Here is a 14907-nt window from a genome sequence, read left to right on the forward strand (position 1 = left end):
TCAATCCTCCGTGGCCGCAGCGCCGGGCGGCGGCTCGATCAGCGGCAGGGTAATGCGGATCGTGGTGCCATGGCCATCCGACCCTGGCAGGGCCTCCACGCTGCCGCCGTGCGCGCCGATCATGCCTTGGCAGATGGTCAGGCCCAAGCCGGTGCCTTCGCGGCCGCGATCTCCGCGTTCCACGCTGTAGAAGACGTCGAAGATGCGTTTGCGCTCGTCCTCGGGGATGCCGGGGCCGCGGTCGCGCACATCGATGCGCAGGACCTGTCCCGGACTTGATCCGGGAGCGCCATCGGCCATGCGCGCGTCGATGCCTACCGCCGCACCCGGCGGCGAGAATTTGGCGGCGTTCTCCATCACGTTGAACAAAGCCTGCTCGACCAGCGCCGGATGCACCCAGATCGGGGGCAACCCGGCTTCGATCGACAGCTCGAAACGCACGCTCGGTTGATAGCGCTGCAACCGCGCCACCGCCGACCCGATCAGCTCGTCGACGCCGATCCAGTCGCGGTTCAAGGTGAGGCCGCCGTGACCGAGGCGGGTCATGTCGAGCAGGTTCTGGATGTAGCGGTCCAGGCGTTCGCCTTCCAGGCGGATCGTTTCCAACAGCGCGTGGCGGTCGTCTGCGCTCAACGACGCGGCGTAATTGTCCAAACTACTGGCGGCGCCGATGATGGAAGCCAAAGGCGAGCGCAGATCGTGCGATACCGACGACAGCAGCGCCGAGCGCAGGCGTTCGGTTTCGTTGCCGACGCGCGCGTCCTCCAGGTCGTCGACCAGGCGCGTGCGTACGATCGCCTGCGCGATTTCCTGGGCCATGGCTTCGGCCAGCCGGCGTTGTTCGATGCCCGGCTTGCGCATGCCTTCGCCGAAGCGCAAGCCGGCCACGCCGAGCGCTTCGCGTTCGTCTGAGAGCGGCAGGAACCACCAGTCGGACGAGTTGAGCGTATCGGTATGGCGGCCGGCCGGTTGCTGGTTGCGCTGGCTCCAGTCGGCGGCCGCCATCGCCTTCGCATCCGGCGGCGGCACGCCGGACGAGATGAAGTCCTGCCCGCCGATGCGCACCCACGCCTCCATGCCGAGCGCGCGCTTGAACGCCTCGCGCCCGGCGCGCACTACCTGGCCGAGGTCGGCCGCGCCGGTGAGTCGCCTGCTCAGATCCTGCAAGGCCGTGGCATGCGCATTGGCTGCGCGCAAGGCCAGCACTTGCGCGCGCAGCTTCGACGCCAGGCGCCCGGCCACCAGCGCCGCGAGCAGGAACAGGAATACCGTCGCCACGCCCTGGCGAGCGCCGATGTACAGGGTGTAGCGCGGGTCGATGAAGAAGAAGTTGTACGCCAGGAAGCACAGCATCGCCGCCAGCACGGCCGCGACCATGCGCGTGCGCGCGGCGACCAGCACCACCGCGACGATGAAGATCAACGACAGATCGTCGAGCCCAACCCAGCGCTCGGCCAGCCAGGCCAAGCCTACCGCGCCGCCGGCGGCGGCGACGGCGAGCGCGGCATCGCTGCCGCTCATCAGGCTGCGCATATCGCGCCAGGAGCGCCGCGCGCGGGCGCGCGCTTCGGGGGTGCTGACGATGGTGAGCTCGTAGTGCGCGCCGCGCTGGATCAGCTGCTGGGTCAGGGTGCGATTGAACATGCGCGCCCACGGCCGCTCGCGGGTGCGGCCGAGCACGATGGTGGACGCGCCGATGCGCGCCGCGTGGTCGAGCAGGCCGTCGACGATATTCCCGCCCTGCAATACGTCGGCGTTGCCGCCCAGGCGCCGTGCGAGCGCGAAGGCGCGGTCCAATTCCAATTGCCGTTGCGGATCGAGCACGCGCCCGGCCTGCACCGTGACCACCGTCCAGGGCGCGTCGCGGCGTTCGGCCAGCCGTCGGCCGACCCGGACCATGTATTCGGACTGGCCGAGGCCGTCGATCGCCACCAGCACGCCGCGGCGCACGCCCATGCCGCCGAGGCCGCGCGCGGCCTTGGCGTCGCGCAGGTCGCTGTCAACGCGGTCGGCGGCGGTTTGCATCGCCAGCTCGCGCAACGCGGTGAGGTTGGACGGCGAGAAGAACGCCTGCAACGCGTGCGCCGCCTGCTCGGGCACATACACCTTGCCCTGCTTGAGGCGCTCGATCAGCTCGCGCGGCGGCAGGTCGACGAGCACGATGTCGCGCAGCCGGTCGAATACCGCATCCGGCACGGTCTCGCCGACACGCACGCCGGTGATGCGGTGGACGACGTCGTTGAGGCTTTCCAAGTGCTGGATGTTGATCGTGGTGTAGACGTCGATGCCGGCGTCGAGCAGCTCCACCACATCCTGCCAGCGCCGTTCGTGACGGCTGCCGGGAACGTTGCGGTGCGCCAGTTCGTCGATCAGCGCGACTTGCGGCTTGCGCGTCAGCATCGCGTCGAGATCGAATTCCTGCAAGGTGTGGCCGCGATGCCCGATCTGCTTGCGCGGCAGCACTTCCAGCCCCTGCAGCAGCGCGGCGGTCTCGGCGCGGCCGTGGGTTTCGACGATGCCGGCGACTACGTCCGTGCCCTGGCGTTTCAACTCCGCGGCGCGCGACAGCATGGCGTAGGTCTTGCCGACGCCGGGCGCCGCGCCCAGGAACACTTTCAATTGCCCGCCGCGCTCACGCTGCAATTCGTCGAGCAGGGCGTTGGCCTGGGTTTCGCGGGGGTCGGTCATGAGCCTATTGTGCGCTTGGGCAGGTCGCCATTCACCGGGCCGGTTCACCGTTGCACTATGAGCCGTCATTCCCGCGAAGGCGGGAATCCAGCGGCTTGCTTAAGCCCTCTCCCGCTTGCGGGAGAGGGTTGGGTGAGGGCGCGCGATATCGCCGATAGCGCCGCCTGCATCTGTGGCGGCGTCAAAGTCGCTGGATTCCCGCCTTCGCGGGAATGACGGCTGAGAGCAAAGGCACTGGATCCCGGCCTTCGCCGGGATGACGGACGAAGAGGTTTCATTTCCTCGAGTCCAGCGCCAAATTCAATTCCAGCACATTTACCCGCGGCAGTCCGAATAACCCAAATTGCGGCCTTTCCGTGTGCTGCGCGATCAATCGCTCGACTTGCGCCACTTCCATTCCACGCGCCTTGGCCACCCGCGCGGCCTGCACCTGCGCACCCCGCAGCGTGATGTGCGGATCCAGGCCGCTGCCGGACTGCGTGATCAATTCGATCGGCACGTCGGCAGCGACGATACCCTCGCGCGCTGCGACGGCCGCACGCGCTTCGTCGATGCGCTTGCGCAGATCGGGGTTGGTGCGTGCCTGGTTGCTGCCTGCCGCCGCCATCGGATCGTAATTCGGCCCGCTCGGACGCGCCTGGAAATATCCATCGGCGACGAAAGGTTGCGGGATCAGCGCTGAGCCGACCGCCTTGCCGTCGCGTTCGATGATGCTGCCGTTGGCTTGGTACGGAAACAGCACTCGGCCCAGTCCGGCGCCGGCCAGCGAATACAACAGGCCCATTACCAGGACGGCGACGAGCGAAAGCCCGATCGACCCGCGCAGGTCGTAGCCGTTGCCCAATGCGGAATTACGAGTGCTCATCTCAGGCTCCCACGACCGCCGCCAGCAGCAGGTCGATCAATTTGATGCCGATGAAAGGTAGAATCACGCCGCCGATGCCGTAGACCAGCATGTTCCGGCGCAGCAGCGACACTGCGCTGGCCGGCTTGAAACGCACGCCGCGCAGGGCGAGCGGAATCAGCGCGGGGATGATCAGCGCATTGAAGATCAGCGCCGCCAGCACCGCATTGGCCGGGCTGGACAGATGCATAACGTTGAGCGCCGCCATTTGCGGGATCGCGGCGGCGAAGATCGCCGGCAGGATCGCGAAATACTTCGACACGTCGTTCGCCAGCGAGAACGTGGTCAGCGCGCCGCGCGTGATCAGCTGCTGCTTGCCGACTTCGACCACGGCCAGCAGTTTGGCCGGATCGCTGTCCAGGTCGACCATGTTGCCGGCTTCCTTCGCCGCCTGCGTGCCGGAGTTCATCGCCAGGCCGACGTCTGCCTGGGCCAGCGCCGGCGCGTCGTTGGTGCCGTCGCCGACCATCGCGATCAGCTTGCCGCCGGCCTGCTCGGCGCGGATCCGGGCGAGCTTGTCCTCGGGCGTGGCCTCGGCGATGAAATCGTCGACGCCGGCTTCGGCGGCGATCGCGGCGGCGGTCAGCGGGTTGTCGCCGGTGATCATCACCGTGCGCACGCCCATCGCACGCAGCCTGGCGAAGCGTTCCTTGACGCCATGCTTGACCACATCGGACAACTCGACCACGCCGAGCAGATGCTTGCCTTCGGCCACCACCAGCGGCGTCGCGCCGCTGCGCGCGATCTGGTCGATGCGCGCCATCAGCTCCGGCACGGCCCGGCCGCCGAGCGACTGCACGTGCTTGACGATCGAATCGCCGGCGCCTTTGCGGATCGTGCGGCCGTCGACGTCGACGCCGGACATGCGCGTATGCGCGCTGAACTGCACATAGTCGGCACGTTCCGGCTCGGAGACCGTGCAGCCCTGCTCGCGCGCCAGCTTGACGATCGACTTGCCTTCCGGCGTCGGGTCGGCCAGCGACGACAGCAGCGCGGCATCGCGCAGTTGCGAGGCGTCGACGCCGGCCAGCGGATGGAACGCGGTGGCCTGGCGGTCGCCGTGGGTGATGGTGCCGGTCTTGTCGAGCAGCAGCACGTCCACATCGCCCGCGACTTCGACCGCCTTGCCGGATTTCGCCAACACATTCGCCGACAGCGCGCGGTTCATGCCGGCGATGCCGATCGCCGGCAGCAGACCGCCGATCGTGGTCGGGATCAGGCACACCAGCAGCGCGATCAGCAACAGCGTGTCGACCTTGACGCCGACGAAAGCGCCGAGCGCAGGCAGCGTGGCGCAGACGATCAGGAAGGTCAGCGTCATCGCCGCCAGCAGCATGGTCAGCGCGATCTCGTTCGGCGTCTTCTGCCGGTTCGCGCCTTCGACCAGCGCGATCATGCGGTCGAGGAAGCTGTGGCCCGGCTCTGCGGTGACGCGCACGATGATTTCGTCGGACAGCACCTTGGTGCCGCCGATCACGCCGGAGCGGTCGGTGCCGGCTTCGCGCAGCACCGGCGCGGATTCGCCGGTGACGGCCGATTCGTTGATGGTGGCGACGCCGCGTTCGATCTCGCCGTCGGCGGGAATCTGTTCACCGGCCGACACGATCACCAGGTCGCCCGGCCGCAGCTGCGAGGCGGGAATGCTCTTTTCGCTGCCGACGCCGCCGTCCAGCTTGCGCGCCGTCAGATCGCGGCGAGCACTGCGCAGCGATGCCGCCTGGCCGCGGCCACGGGCTTCGGCCACCGCTTCGGCGAAGTTGGCGAACAGCACGGTCACCAGCAGGATCAGGGTCACCGCCCAACCGAAGGCCGAGCTGCCTTCGCCGAAAATGGCGATCAGCGCCGACAGGATCGTGCCCATCATCACCACCGCCATCACCGGGCTCTTGACCAGGTGTTGCGGCGCCAGCTTGACGAAGGATTCGACCAAGGCCTGGCGGAACGCGTCGGCGTCGATCAGCGCCGGATGATCGGCGCGGGTTTTTGTCTTGTAAGCAATCTCGGACATATGAGTTCTCCGCTCAGTGCGCGACGAGCGTGAGGTGGTCGGCGACCGGGCCCAGCACCAGCGCCGGCGTGAATTGCAGCACGGTGAGGATCACGATCACCGCGATCAGGGTGAGCGAGAACGTGGACGATTCGATACGCAGCGTGCCCATGCCTTCCGGCGCGACGCGCTTGCGGGCCATCAGGCCGGCGACCGCCAGCGGCACGATCAGGGCCGGGAATCGGCCCAGGGCCAGCACCAGCGAACAGGTGAGGTTCCACCAGTAAGTGGCATCGCCCAGCCCTTCGAAGCCGGAACCGTTGTTGGCGAAGGCGGAGGCGTACTCGTAGAACACTTGGCTGATGCCGTGGAAATCCGGATTGGAGTTGCCGGTGAATTGCGGCAGCGCCATCGTCGCGGCGGTGAAGCCCAGCAGCACCAAGGGCTGCAGCAGGATCAACAGCGCCAGCAACTTCACCTCCTGGGCTTCGATCTTGCGGCCGAACAGTTCGGGCGTGCGCCCGGTCATCAATCCAGCCAGGAAAACCGCCAGCAGCAGGTAAACCAGGAACTGCTGCAAACCGCAGCCGATGCCGCCCCAAATCGAGTTGATCAGCATGTTGGCCATCGCTACCATGCCGGTGAGCGGCGCCAGCGAGTCGTGCATCGAATTCACCGAGCCGTTATTGACTTGCGTGGTGATCGAGGACCACAGCGCCGACGACTCCACTCCCAGGCGCACTTCCTTGCCTTCCATCAACGCAGGATCCGCGCTGGTGGCCGAATACGCTTCCGACCAGATCGACAGGCCGGTCGACGCCAAGGACATCAACAACATGGTGCCGAACACCATAGCGGTGAGGCGGCGCCGGCGCGTGAACGGGCCGATCATGAAGACGACTGCGATCGGAATCAGCAGGATGCCGACCATTTCCAGGACATTGGAAAACGGCGTCGGGTTTTCCAGCGGAACCGCGCTGTTGGGACCGTACCAGCCACCGCCATTGGAGCCTAGCTGCTTGGCCGCAACCATCGGCGAGACGGGACCGAGCGGAATTTTCTGCGTCTTCATGTCCGCAGCCGCGTCGACCGGCGTCACCTGCGGACCCGCCTCCAGCGTGGACGGAACACCTTGGCCGGTCAGCAGCACGGAAAGCATCAGGCACAGCGGCAGCATGAAACGGAACGTGGCGCGGGTCACGTCGGCCCAATAGTTGCCGACGTCGCGGTCTTCGTTCTCAGCGGCGTGCCCGTGCGTGGCTTCGGCGGCGTCGCGCTCCATTTCCTGGCGGCCGCCAAACAGGGCGCGCAAGGTCGCGACGACCATCGCCAAGCCCATCATCGGCGTCGCCACCTGCAGGCCGACGATGCCAACCATCTGCGACAGGTAGGACAGCTGCGCCTGGCCGGAATAGTGCTGCTGATTGGTGTTGGTGAGGAACGACACCATCGTGTGCAGCGCCAGGTCCCAGCGCATGTTGGGGATGTCATCGGGATTGAGCGGCAGCCACGCCTGGGTCATGAACTGCACCCAGACGATCAAGCCGACCACGAGATTGCTGAGCGCGAACGCCTTGGCGTATCCACGCCAGGTCATGCCGCGATTCGGATCGGTACCCAGCAGCCGGTAGATCGGCTTCTCGATCCAACCGAACAGGCCGTCCACGCGCATCGGTGCGCCGCGCATCACCGCGGCCAGATAGCGCCCCAGCGGCCAGCCGAGGCCGATCGCCAGCGCGAATACGAACAGGAATTCGTTCATGGTCGAAAACTCAGAAGCGGTCGGGATACAGGATCACGAACAGGAGATAGGCGGCCGCGATAACGACCGCGATCGCGCAGATCAACGCTAACCAGCCTGGCATGGAAGTTCTCCTCTCAGAACGACGCTTGCAGCGCCGCTTCTATTCGGTTGCCGGCGAAATCCTCGCCGAAGAAATCCTTGGCTTTCGAGTCGGTGGCGTGCGCGGTCAAGCGCGCCTCTACATTCACTGTTGGAGCTGGCGCCTTGAACGCCCACACGGCGCTGACCAGCCCGTGCGCGTAGCTATCGTCGCGGTCGTCGCCGTTGAGATCCTTGATGTCGTAATACGCCGCGGCAGCCTCGAAACGGAATTTGTCGTTGACCGGGAACCTGGCGCCGATCAGGCCGTACACGCCGCGCTCGTCGTAACCCAGCGCTTCGTTCGAGTGGCCCAGCGAGACCCAGTAGTTGCCTTTCCAGGTCGCCGTCCCATTGAGCTCGGTCCAGTTGAGTTCGACCGTGGTCGACGGATAGCGGTAGTGCAGGACGTTGACGTCCAGCGTCCAATCGTCGTTGAGGCTATGGCCCCAGCCCAGCGTGAAATCGTATTCGCTGCTGGCATGGGTTTCCGGCGCGAACTCGACGTTCGAGCCCCAGACCGAGCCGTACAAACCGGACTCGCCGGCTATTTTCGCGCCGGCCTGTACAGCTGGATCGCCTTGGGTTTGCGTGCTGCCGCGCCACACGTAATCGGTGGTCAGCGTGGCATTGCCGGTGACCTCGGCCGCCTGGGCGCCAAAAGAGAATGCGGCCGCAAGCGCGGCCGATAACGCGCCGACAGTGCGCGGGCTTGCTGGGTGATGTGACATGGCCGACTTCCTGGCGGAGACGTTCCGCCGACCATGCCAATATGGTCCTGGGTCGCGTAAAGCCTCTATACCGCGAGGTAGGCAGCGCCGTAAAAAGCGCGTAATTTTTTACGCGTTTTGCGAAAAAGCCTCGGGGGTTTTTGTGGGAGCGGCTTCAGCCGCGAGCTCTTCCTCTAATCCCACGCGATATCAGGAAAAAGCTCGCGACTGAAGCCGCTCCCACAAAAAGCAAAGCTGGCGTTATGGAGTGTCGCCGGGTTCCCATACCATATAGACGTCTGCGCGTTGGTAATGCGAACCGGGACGCGGCGCCTGCTTATGCACGAAGCCGACGCTTTCGTACAAGATCAGGGCCGGCGTCAACTTGGAACTCGATTCCAGGAACAATTCACGGCCCTTGAGCCTGCGGTACGTCTCCAACGCGGCCATCATCAGTGCACGGCCGATCCCGGCGCCCTGGTGGCCCGGTCCCACCGCCATCTTGGTGAGTTCGTAGACGCCACCGCCTTCGTGCTTCAGCGCGACCGTGCCGATCGCGCGGTCGTTGCTGCCGACCGCGAACAGGATATGGCCGCCATGTCCGAGGATGTGGGTTTCCGGATCGTGCAACACTTCGTTGTCGATCGCTTCCACCACGAAATAGCGCTGCAGCCAGTCGATGTTGAGGCGCGCGAAGTCGTCGCGCCACTGCGCTGCGTAATCCTCGATGCGGTATTCGGCGGCCATGCGCGATGATAACGGCGGAGGACTAGGTTTTCGTAAGGTGGGCGACCGCCGCAGTCGCGGCATCGCGGTTTTCGTCGTCGAACGGCACGATGCTCAACGCCGCGACCGAGCCCGCGTCCAGGCAGCGCACGTTGACGTCGATCCCGTCCGGATGGCTGCGCGGCACATAGAACGGCTTGATGCCGCAATGCCGGCAGAAGCGGTGCCGCGCGACGCCGGTGTTGAAAACGTATTCGCCCAGATCGTCCGCGCCGGACAAAAGGCGGAAGCGCAAGGCCGGCACGATCAGGTGGAGGTAGCCGGTCATGCGGCAGATCGAGCAGCCGCATTCCAGCGCCTCGATGGCCGCGGGCGCATCCACCTCGAAACGAACGCGGCGGCAATGGCAGCCGCCGCGATGGGTGATGAGGGAAAGGGCGTCCGGTGCTTGCATGCGCCGAAGTTTACTTGTTCTTGCCGTTTCCTTTGCCGCCGCCCTTGTCCTGGCCGCTTTTGCCGGCGCCGTGCGACGAAGGCTTGGACGGCTTGCCGGAATTGCCTTGCGACGACGACTTGCCCGAATTGCCTTGCGGCGACGACTTGCCGGAGCTGCCGTGGGTCGACGACGACTTGCCGGAATTGCCGTGCCCCGCACCGCCCTTCGCACCGTTGCCGCGGTTGGGGAAATCGCGGCGCAGATCGGCGTCGAGCACGATGGTGCGCCCCCAGCGGTCGTAGGTGGGCACGAATCCTTTCTTGAGGCGGTGGAATTCGGCCGAGCCCGGCTTGATGCCCATGCGCTTGGCGACCGCACCCCAGCCCTGGCCATGGTCGCGATCCCAGACCTCGACCACGTTGCGGCACGGAATGCCGAGGATGTGCGCGATCGAACAGGCGTAATACACGTCGCCCGGCGCCCAGCGGCGATCGATCAGCAGTTCGCGCACCAATACGCGCGGTGCGCCGTAGTGCACGACCATCTCGTCGATGAAAGGATCCCGGTGACGATAGCCGTAGTCGTTGATGTCGCCCAGACGCTGGTCCACCCACATGTCGCCGGTGCGCGGGTTCCAGCCGAACCTGAAATCCTGGGCCTGCACGGTGCCTGCCGCCGCGGCGAGCGCGATCGCCAGTACGGCGGACTTGATCATGCCAGTCATAAGTTCCCTCCTTGAGGTATTGGCGGCGCCGGGCCGGCGCACGCGCGAATATCCCCGCCGCCATCTTCGGGATTTGCGATGAACAGCCGTTAAAAAGAATCAGGCAAGACGCTCGGACCCCCTCCGCCGTTCATGCCATGCCATGCTGGGGTTCATTTGGAGAGCTTGCCGCGATCGGGAAACGCCCTGCGCAGTTCCGCATCGAGCTCCAGCGGCCGGCCCCAGCGTTCGTAGCTGGCGACGAAGCCGCGCTTGAGTTCGCGGAACTGCGACGAGTTCGGGCCTATGCCCAGCCGCTTGCCCACGCCCAGCCAACCGTCTTCGTGATCGCGAGTCCATTCTGCGGCCACGTTGCGGCAAGGCTGGCCGATGAGCTGCGCCATCGCGCATGCGTAGTAAAGATCGCCGGGTTTCCAGCCCTGCTGCAGCAAATGTTGCGCCAGATCGCGCGGCGCGCCCTGGTAACGCACCAGTTCGTCGATGAAGGCTTCGCGGTAGCGCGCACCGTACAGGTTGATGTCCTCCAACTGCCGGTCGACCCAGGCATCGCCGGTGCGCGGTTCCCATCCTTTCGGAGGATCGACCGCCCAAGCCGTCTGCAGCAACGCCGCCAGCAGCAACGCCAGGGCCAAGCACCATCGCGTCTGCGCGCGCTTCATCGGTTCCATCGCACACTCCTGGAAAAACAGCGTTTCACAGCCCGGTCGATGCCGGCAGCGGCGTCAGGACATCGTCGTCGCGCAATGCGAAGCGGCGGCCGCGGGCGTCGCGGGGCTGCAGGCCGCCATCGGCCTGCAAGGCATAGACGCGCTCGCCGCCATCCACGGCCTGCAACCTGATCAGCGCATCGCCCTGCTGGCGCCAGCGCCCTTGTTCGACGAAGCGCTCGCCGCCGTCCGCGGTCAGATAGGTTTCGACCAGCAAGTATTCGCGTCTCTCGCCGGAACGGCTCAGGGCCAGCGTCGTATCGATGCCGTCGCAATCGGCGCAGGCCAGCACGCCCCGCCAGCCGATCCGGCCGTCGCGATCGAACGGCGGCAGTGCCGCGGCGGGCGCCGGCGTGTCGCGGCTGCAGGCCGGCAGCCATCCGGCGAGCAAGAGGCACAGCAACCATGCTAGGCGGGGCGTCATGGGGCGATTGTGCCGCAACGGACGGCGTCGGATCGATGTTGACCTTGTCCTGACGCTCTCTGCGTTCTCCTGTATGCCCCGTTGCGAGCGCGACATGCGTCCACATTCCAACCATTCTCCCCGTACCGGCCGCCTCCGGCGCTGGCTGGTGGGCCTGGGCCTGCTGGTCCTGCTGGCCACGGTCTACGGCTTGAGTCTGAACTGGTTCGCCCAGCGGCTGGGCGACGACGTCGAAAAGTCCTTGCGCGTCCCCGGCGCTACCGACGGCGAGGTGATGTCGCCGCGCTGACCCGTCGCGCGATTCAGCGCGCCTCGATCACGAAGCTGCCGAACGACACGCCCAGGTCCCAGCCCGAACCCTTGCCCGCCAACGCCAACGAGATGCTGCCCTTGGTTACGACCTGGGCCTTGCTCGACTTGCCGGCGCCGGCATGCGCCTCCGCCGCGGCGTAACCGCCGATCACGTCGCGGATGTTGTACACGCCGGAGAACTCTCCGGTGCCGTTGTCGATGCGCGACTTGCCGAAGGTGATGCCGCCGCCCTTGGTGCTGATCCGCACCGGCAGGCTCTGGCCGTTGTCGCAGCTGACGACGCCTTCGCCCGAAGAGGTCTTGTAGAACACCGACCAGCCGGACATGCTGAACTTGAGCTTGCAATCGATGGGGCCAGCCGCATGCGCCGGCGCCGGGAACGCGGCCCACGCCAGTACGGCGGCGAGCGCCAGTGAGGGAATGCGCATGACGAACTCCTTGGATCGGAAGGGCTGGGCACAGATTAGCATCGGCTCATTGAGGGCCCGTTGAACGCAGACGGCGCCGGGGTATGCGGCGCCGCCTGCGGGTCGGGAATGGCATCGGCGGATGCCGATCGGTCAATCGTCGTCGTCGCGCCAGCGGTGGTCGCGGCCCTTGCCGCGCTTGTATTCGTGCTTGTACTTGCGCTTCTCCCAACCACGGTCGCGGTCGCGCCAATCGTTGTGCGATTCCCAACGGCGCCGCTCGTAGTAGTCGTTGCGGTCGTGCCAGCGGCGGCCGTCCCACCAGCGCCCGTCGCGCCAGTAGCCATGAGCCACGCCGTAGGGCGGGTTGCGGTAACGGCTGTCGCGGTAATAGACGGTGCGCGGCACGTAACGGTAATACACCGGACCGCGGTAGGGGTCGCGCACCACGATCAGGCGATCGTTGTAGCCGTAGCGCTGATCGTAGCGGTAGTACGGATGGCCGCTGCGGAAGATCACGTCGGCGACATCGACGATGACCCGTACCAGATCGTCGTTCTGCGCCTGGGCAGGCGCGGGCGCCATCGCGCCCAGGCCGAGACCGGCGGCGAGCACGGCCGGGGCCAGCCAGCGGGACAGGATCGTCATAGGAATTCCTCCTGGAAGATCGCCCGCACGGTTGCGGGGATGCGGCCACGATGCGGCGGCGGCGGTGAACCGCTTTTTAATTCTTGCCGGGCGGCCGAGGCATGTTTAGCGGGCGCTAAGCCGGATATGTTCCGCGGTTCAGCGGCAGGCCCGCGCGACCCGATCGTCCAGCGTGCGCAGTTGTTCCAGCGTCAACGTGTACCAGTCGCGGTCGCGGACTTCGTTGCGCCGTCGCTTGGCTGTTTCGCAGGCCTTGGCGGCATTGTTTCGAGACGTTTGGCTAGGCCGCGAGCCGCCACCGGAAGAGCCGCGCACTCGGCTGCGCTGTTGCCAGCGGTTCAACGCGGTCTGGCGTTCGCGCAGCCTGTCGGCATCCACCGGTTCGGGTTCCACATCGCGTACCCAGGCCTGACGGGTGCCGGCGGGACACGCACCGGACACGTAACTGTGACTGCCGTCGCGATGCTCGCATTTGCGCACTTCGCCCGCATCGGCGCCGGCCGCGAACAGGCATGCCCACACTGCGAGGGAAACGCCTGTCCTGATCCGCATGCCCGCATTCCCGGTTGAGCCGCAGCCGAGTCTGCGTAACGCGCCGGGAGTGGACTATCGGAAAACCCCCACACGCGCGTCCGCCAAGGCCGCGATCTCGCGCACCGCCGCCGGCAATTGCTCGGCCGAAGCCACGGTGCGCAGACGCTCGGGCGCGACGCCGAGCTCGACCTCGTTCTCGTGCGCCCAAGTGGTGTGATACGGCATGTGCACGCCCCAACCGCCGAGCTCCAGCACCGGCGCGATGTCCGAACGCAGCGAATTGCCGATCATCAGGAACCGCGACGGCGCCAGATCGAATTCCCGCAGCAGGCGCGCATAGGTGCCGGCGTCTTTCTCGCTGACGATCTCGATGCGGCCGAACACGTCGGCCAAGCCCGATTGCCGCACCTTGGCTTCCTGGTGGAACAGGTCGCCCTTGGTGATCAGCACCACGTCGAGATCGCGGGCGATGCGTTCCACCGCATCGCGGATGCCCGGCAGCAGTTCCACCGGATGCTGCAGCAGCGATTTGGCCAGCGCGACGATCCTCTGCACGTCCGCGCCGGAGATGCGCTGGCCTGTGATTTCCAACGCGGCTTCGATCATAGACAACGCCATGCCTTTTACGCCGTAACCGAACAGCGCCAGGTTGCGCATCTCCACCTGGTAGAGATGCTCGTGCACGCGCACGTCGCCGAGGTCGGCATAGGCGCCGACGATGCGCTCGAACTCGGCCTGCGCTTGGTCGAAATAATCCTGGCTGCGCCAGAGGGTGTCGTCGCCGTCGAAACCGACCAGCGCGATCGCGGTGTGCTCGCCATGTGCTTCGTGCATCGCCGCAGTTTACCGGGCGGACACGACAAAGGCGGCCGCAGCCGCCTTTCCAGGCACGATGCGTCGCCCGCCGCGAGCGGCAGGCGACGCCCGTGGATTACGGCGTGGCGGCCGGCGCAGCGCTGTCGGCGGGCGGCGGCGAGGTGGTGGCGTCCGCAGGCGGCGTCGTGCTGTCGGACGGCGTGGTGGTGGACGGCTCCGACGGAGCGGGCGCGGAATCCTCCGGCGGCACGGTCGAATCGTCCTTGGTGCTGGCGCAAGCGGCCAGCGTCAGCACGCTGGCGGCCAACAGCGCCATGGATACGTCACGGAACTTGATATTCATCGCAGGGCTCCCTTCGTCATTTATGGATAGTCGGCGTGCGGGGGCACGCCTCACGCGGTCGGGCCCGGCCGCGCGCTAGGCGCGGCCGGGCCGGGATGTCGCTCGCGCAGCGGATGGGATCAGCCGCCCTGATCGCTCTTCGGCGCGCCATTGGCCTTGGCGATGTAGGCCTTGTACTCGTCGGTGGTCAGGCTGCCGTCCTTGTTGCTGTCGGCCTGATCGAAGATCTGGCCCACGGCCGGCTCGCTGGCCGACTCGGTCTTGCTGATCTTGCCGTCCTTGTCGCTGTCGACATCGGCCCAGGTCTTGGCCTTCTGCGGCTGCGCGGCCGGTGCGGCCTGCGTCGCCGCCGGATCGGCGGTGGGCGCGGCCTGGGGTTCTGCCGACTGCGGGGTGGTGGACTGCGCGAAGGCCAGGGGGGCGGCCAGCGTGGCCGTCAGGGCCAGCAGGGGGATCAAACGATTGTGTTTCATATGCTTTGCTCCATGGAACAGGAATGAATGGAGTGCACGGTCTGGGCCGCACGCTCGCACCATGCCAGCCTGTGTCTGAATCCGAACGCTGCCTTAATCGTTAGGGTTACGTTGCCTTAACCACAGCGTCGGCAATGTGCGTTATGTCGCGCCGCAGTTCCGGCCGTTTCGGCGCGATTTTTGAGC

The 14907-nt window shown here is 66.4% G+C and carries 18 protein-coding genes; 1 reads left to right on the plus strand and 17 read right to left on the minus strand.

Annotated features, from left to right (window positions below):
- The 11 genes from M2650_RS08845 to M2650_RS08895 all read right to left on the minus strand — a co-directional run bounded on the left by M2650_RS08845 (window position 1) and on the right by M2650_RS08895 (window position 11188).
- Window positions 1-2688, minus strand: a complete 2688-nt coding sequence (locus M2650_RS08845) for a sensor histidine kinase (RefSeq protein ID WP_249473348.1) — start codon at window positions 2686-2688, stop codon at window positions 1-3.
- A gap of 274 nt (window positions 2689-2962) precedes the next feature.
- The gene (gene kdpC / locus M2650_RS08850) at window positions 2963-3553 is read right to left on the minus strand and encodes a potassium-transporting ATPase subunit KdpC (RefSeq protein WP_249473350.1); all 591 of its coding nucleotides are present in this window, start codon (window positions 3551-3553) and stop codon (window positions 2963-2965) included.
- Between the two features lies 1 nt (window position 3554).
- Entirely contained in the window at window positions 3555-5600 is a 2046-nt protein-coding gene (gene kdpB, locus M2650_RS08855) for a potassium-transporting ATPase subunit KdpB (protein ID WP_249473352.1), read from the minus strand.
- Window positions 5601-5613: 13 nt separating this feature from the next.
- Window positions 5614-7341, minus strand: a complete 1728-nt coding sequence (gene kdpA, locus M2650_RS08860; RefSeq protein ID WP_249473358.1) for a potassium-transporting ATPase subunit KdpA — start codon at window positions 7339-7341, stop codon at window positions 5614-5616.
- A gap of 10 nt (window positions 7342-7351) precedes the next feature.
- Window positions 7352-7444 carry a potassium-transporting ATPase subunit F gene (locus tag M2650_RS08865; RefSeq protein ID WP_249473360.1) on the minus strand — a complete coding sequence of 31 codons (93 nt, stop codon included), beginning with the start codon at window positions 7442-7444 and terminating at the stop codon, window positions 7352-7354.
- Window positions 7445-7457: 13 nt separating this feature from the next.
- Entirely contained in the window at window positions 7458-8192 is a 735-nt protein-coding gene (locus M2650_RS08870) for a TorF family putative porin (RefSeq protein WP_249473362.1), read from the minus strand.
- A gap of 240 nt (window positions 8193-8432) precedes the next feature.
- Window positions 8433-8918, minus strand: a complete 486-nt coding sequence (locus M2650_RS08875; RefSeq protein WP_249473364.1) for a GNAT family N-acetyltransferase — start codon at window positions 8916-8918, stop codon at window positions 8433-8435.
- A gap of 22 nt (window positions 8919-8940) precedes the next feature.
- Window positions 8941-9351 (minus strand): GFA family protein, encoded by a 411-nt coding sequence (locus tag M2650_RS08880; protein ID WP_249473365.1) that lies wholly within the window; start codon window positions 9349-9351, stop codon window positions 8941-8943.
- Window positions 9352-9361: 10 nt separating this feature from the next.
- Complete coding sequence (locus tag M2650_RS08885; protein WP_249473366.1) at window positions 9362-10057, minus strand: hypothetical protein; 696 nt, start codon at window positions 10055-10057, stop codon at window positions 9362-9364.
- Window positions 10058-10209: 152 nt separating this feature from the next.
- Complete coding sequence (locus M2650_RS08890) at window positions 10210-10725, minus strand: hypothetical protein (RefSeq protein ID WP_249473368.1); 516 nt, start codon at window positions 10723-10725, stop codon at window positions 10210-10212.
- Window positions 10726-10750: 25 nt separating this feature from the next.
- Complete coding sequence (locus M2650_RS08895) at window positions 10751-11188, minus strand: copper resistance protein NlpE N-terminal domain-containing protein (RefSeq protein WP_249473370.1); 438 nt, start codon at window positions 11186-11188, stop codon at window positions 10751-10753.
- Window positions 11189-11282: 94 nt separating this feature from the next.
- Here M2650_RS08895 and M2650_RS08900 point away from each other — a divergent pair, with 94 nt between their 5' ends.
- Window positions 11283-11477: a hypothetical protein gene (locus M2650_RS08900; protein WP_249473373.1), complete on the plus strand. Its 195-nt coding sequence runs from the start codon at window positions 11283-11285 to the stop codon at window positions 11475-11477.
- Between the two features lie 13 nt (window positions 11478-11490).
- Here the strand turns inward: M2650_RS08900 and M2650_RS08905 are convergent, their stop codons facing one another.
- From M2650_RS08905 to M2650_RS08930, 6 genes are all read right to left on the minus strand, one after another.
- On the minus strand, window positions 11491-11928 hold the full coding sequence (locus tag M2650_RS08905; RefSeq protein ID WP_249473375.1) for a hypothetical protein: 438 nt from the start codon (window positions 11926-11928) through the stop codon (window positions 11491-11493).
- A 132-nt stretch (window positions 11929-12060) separates the two neighbouring features.
- The gene (locus tag M2650_RS08910) at window positions 12061-12555 is read right to left on the minus strand and encodes a hypothetical protein (RefSeq protein WP_249473376.1); all 495 of its coding nucleotides are present in this window, start codon (window positions 12553-12555) and stop codon (window positions 12061-12063) included.
- Window positions 12556-12693: 138 nt separating this feature from the next.
- Entirely contained in the window at window positions 12694-13107 is a 414-nt protein-coding gene (locus tag M2650_RS08915) for a hypothetical protein (RefSeq protein ID WP_249473378.1), read from the minus strand.
- Window positions 13108-13161: 54 nt separating this feature from the next.
- Window positions 13162-13923, minus strand: a complete 762-nt coding sequence (locus M2650_RS08920) for an HAD family hydrolase (RefSeq protein WP_249473379.1) — start codon at window positions 13921-13923, stop codon at window positions 13162-13164.
- Between the two features lie 97 nt (window positions 13924-14020).
- Window positions 14021-14248 carry a hypothetical protein gene (locus M2650_RS08925; RefSeq protein WP_249473381.1) on the minus strand — a complete coding sequence of 76 codons (228 nt, stop codon included), beginning with the start codon at window positions 14246-14248 and terminating at the stop codon, window positions 14021-14023.
- A 119-nt stretch (window positions 14249-14367) separates the two neighbouring features.
- Complete coding sequence (locus M2650_RS08930) at window positions 14368-14721, minus strand: EF-hand domain-containing protein (protein WP_249473383.1); 354 nt, start codon at window positions 14719-14721, stop codon at window positions 14368-14370.
- Between the last annotated feature and the right edge of the window lie 186 nt (window positions 14722-14907).

The organism is Luteimonas galliterrae, assembly GCF_023374055.1.
Lineage (GTDB): Bacteria > Pseudomonadota > Gammaproteobacteria > Xanthomonadales > Xanthomonadaceae > Luteimonas_C > Luteimonas_C galliterrae.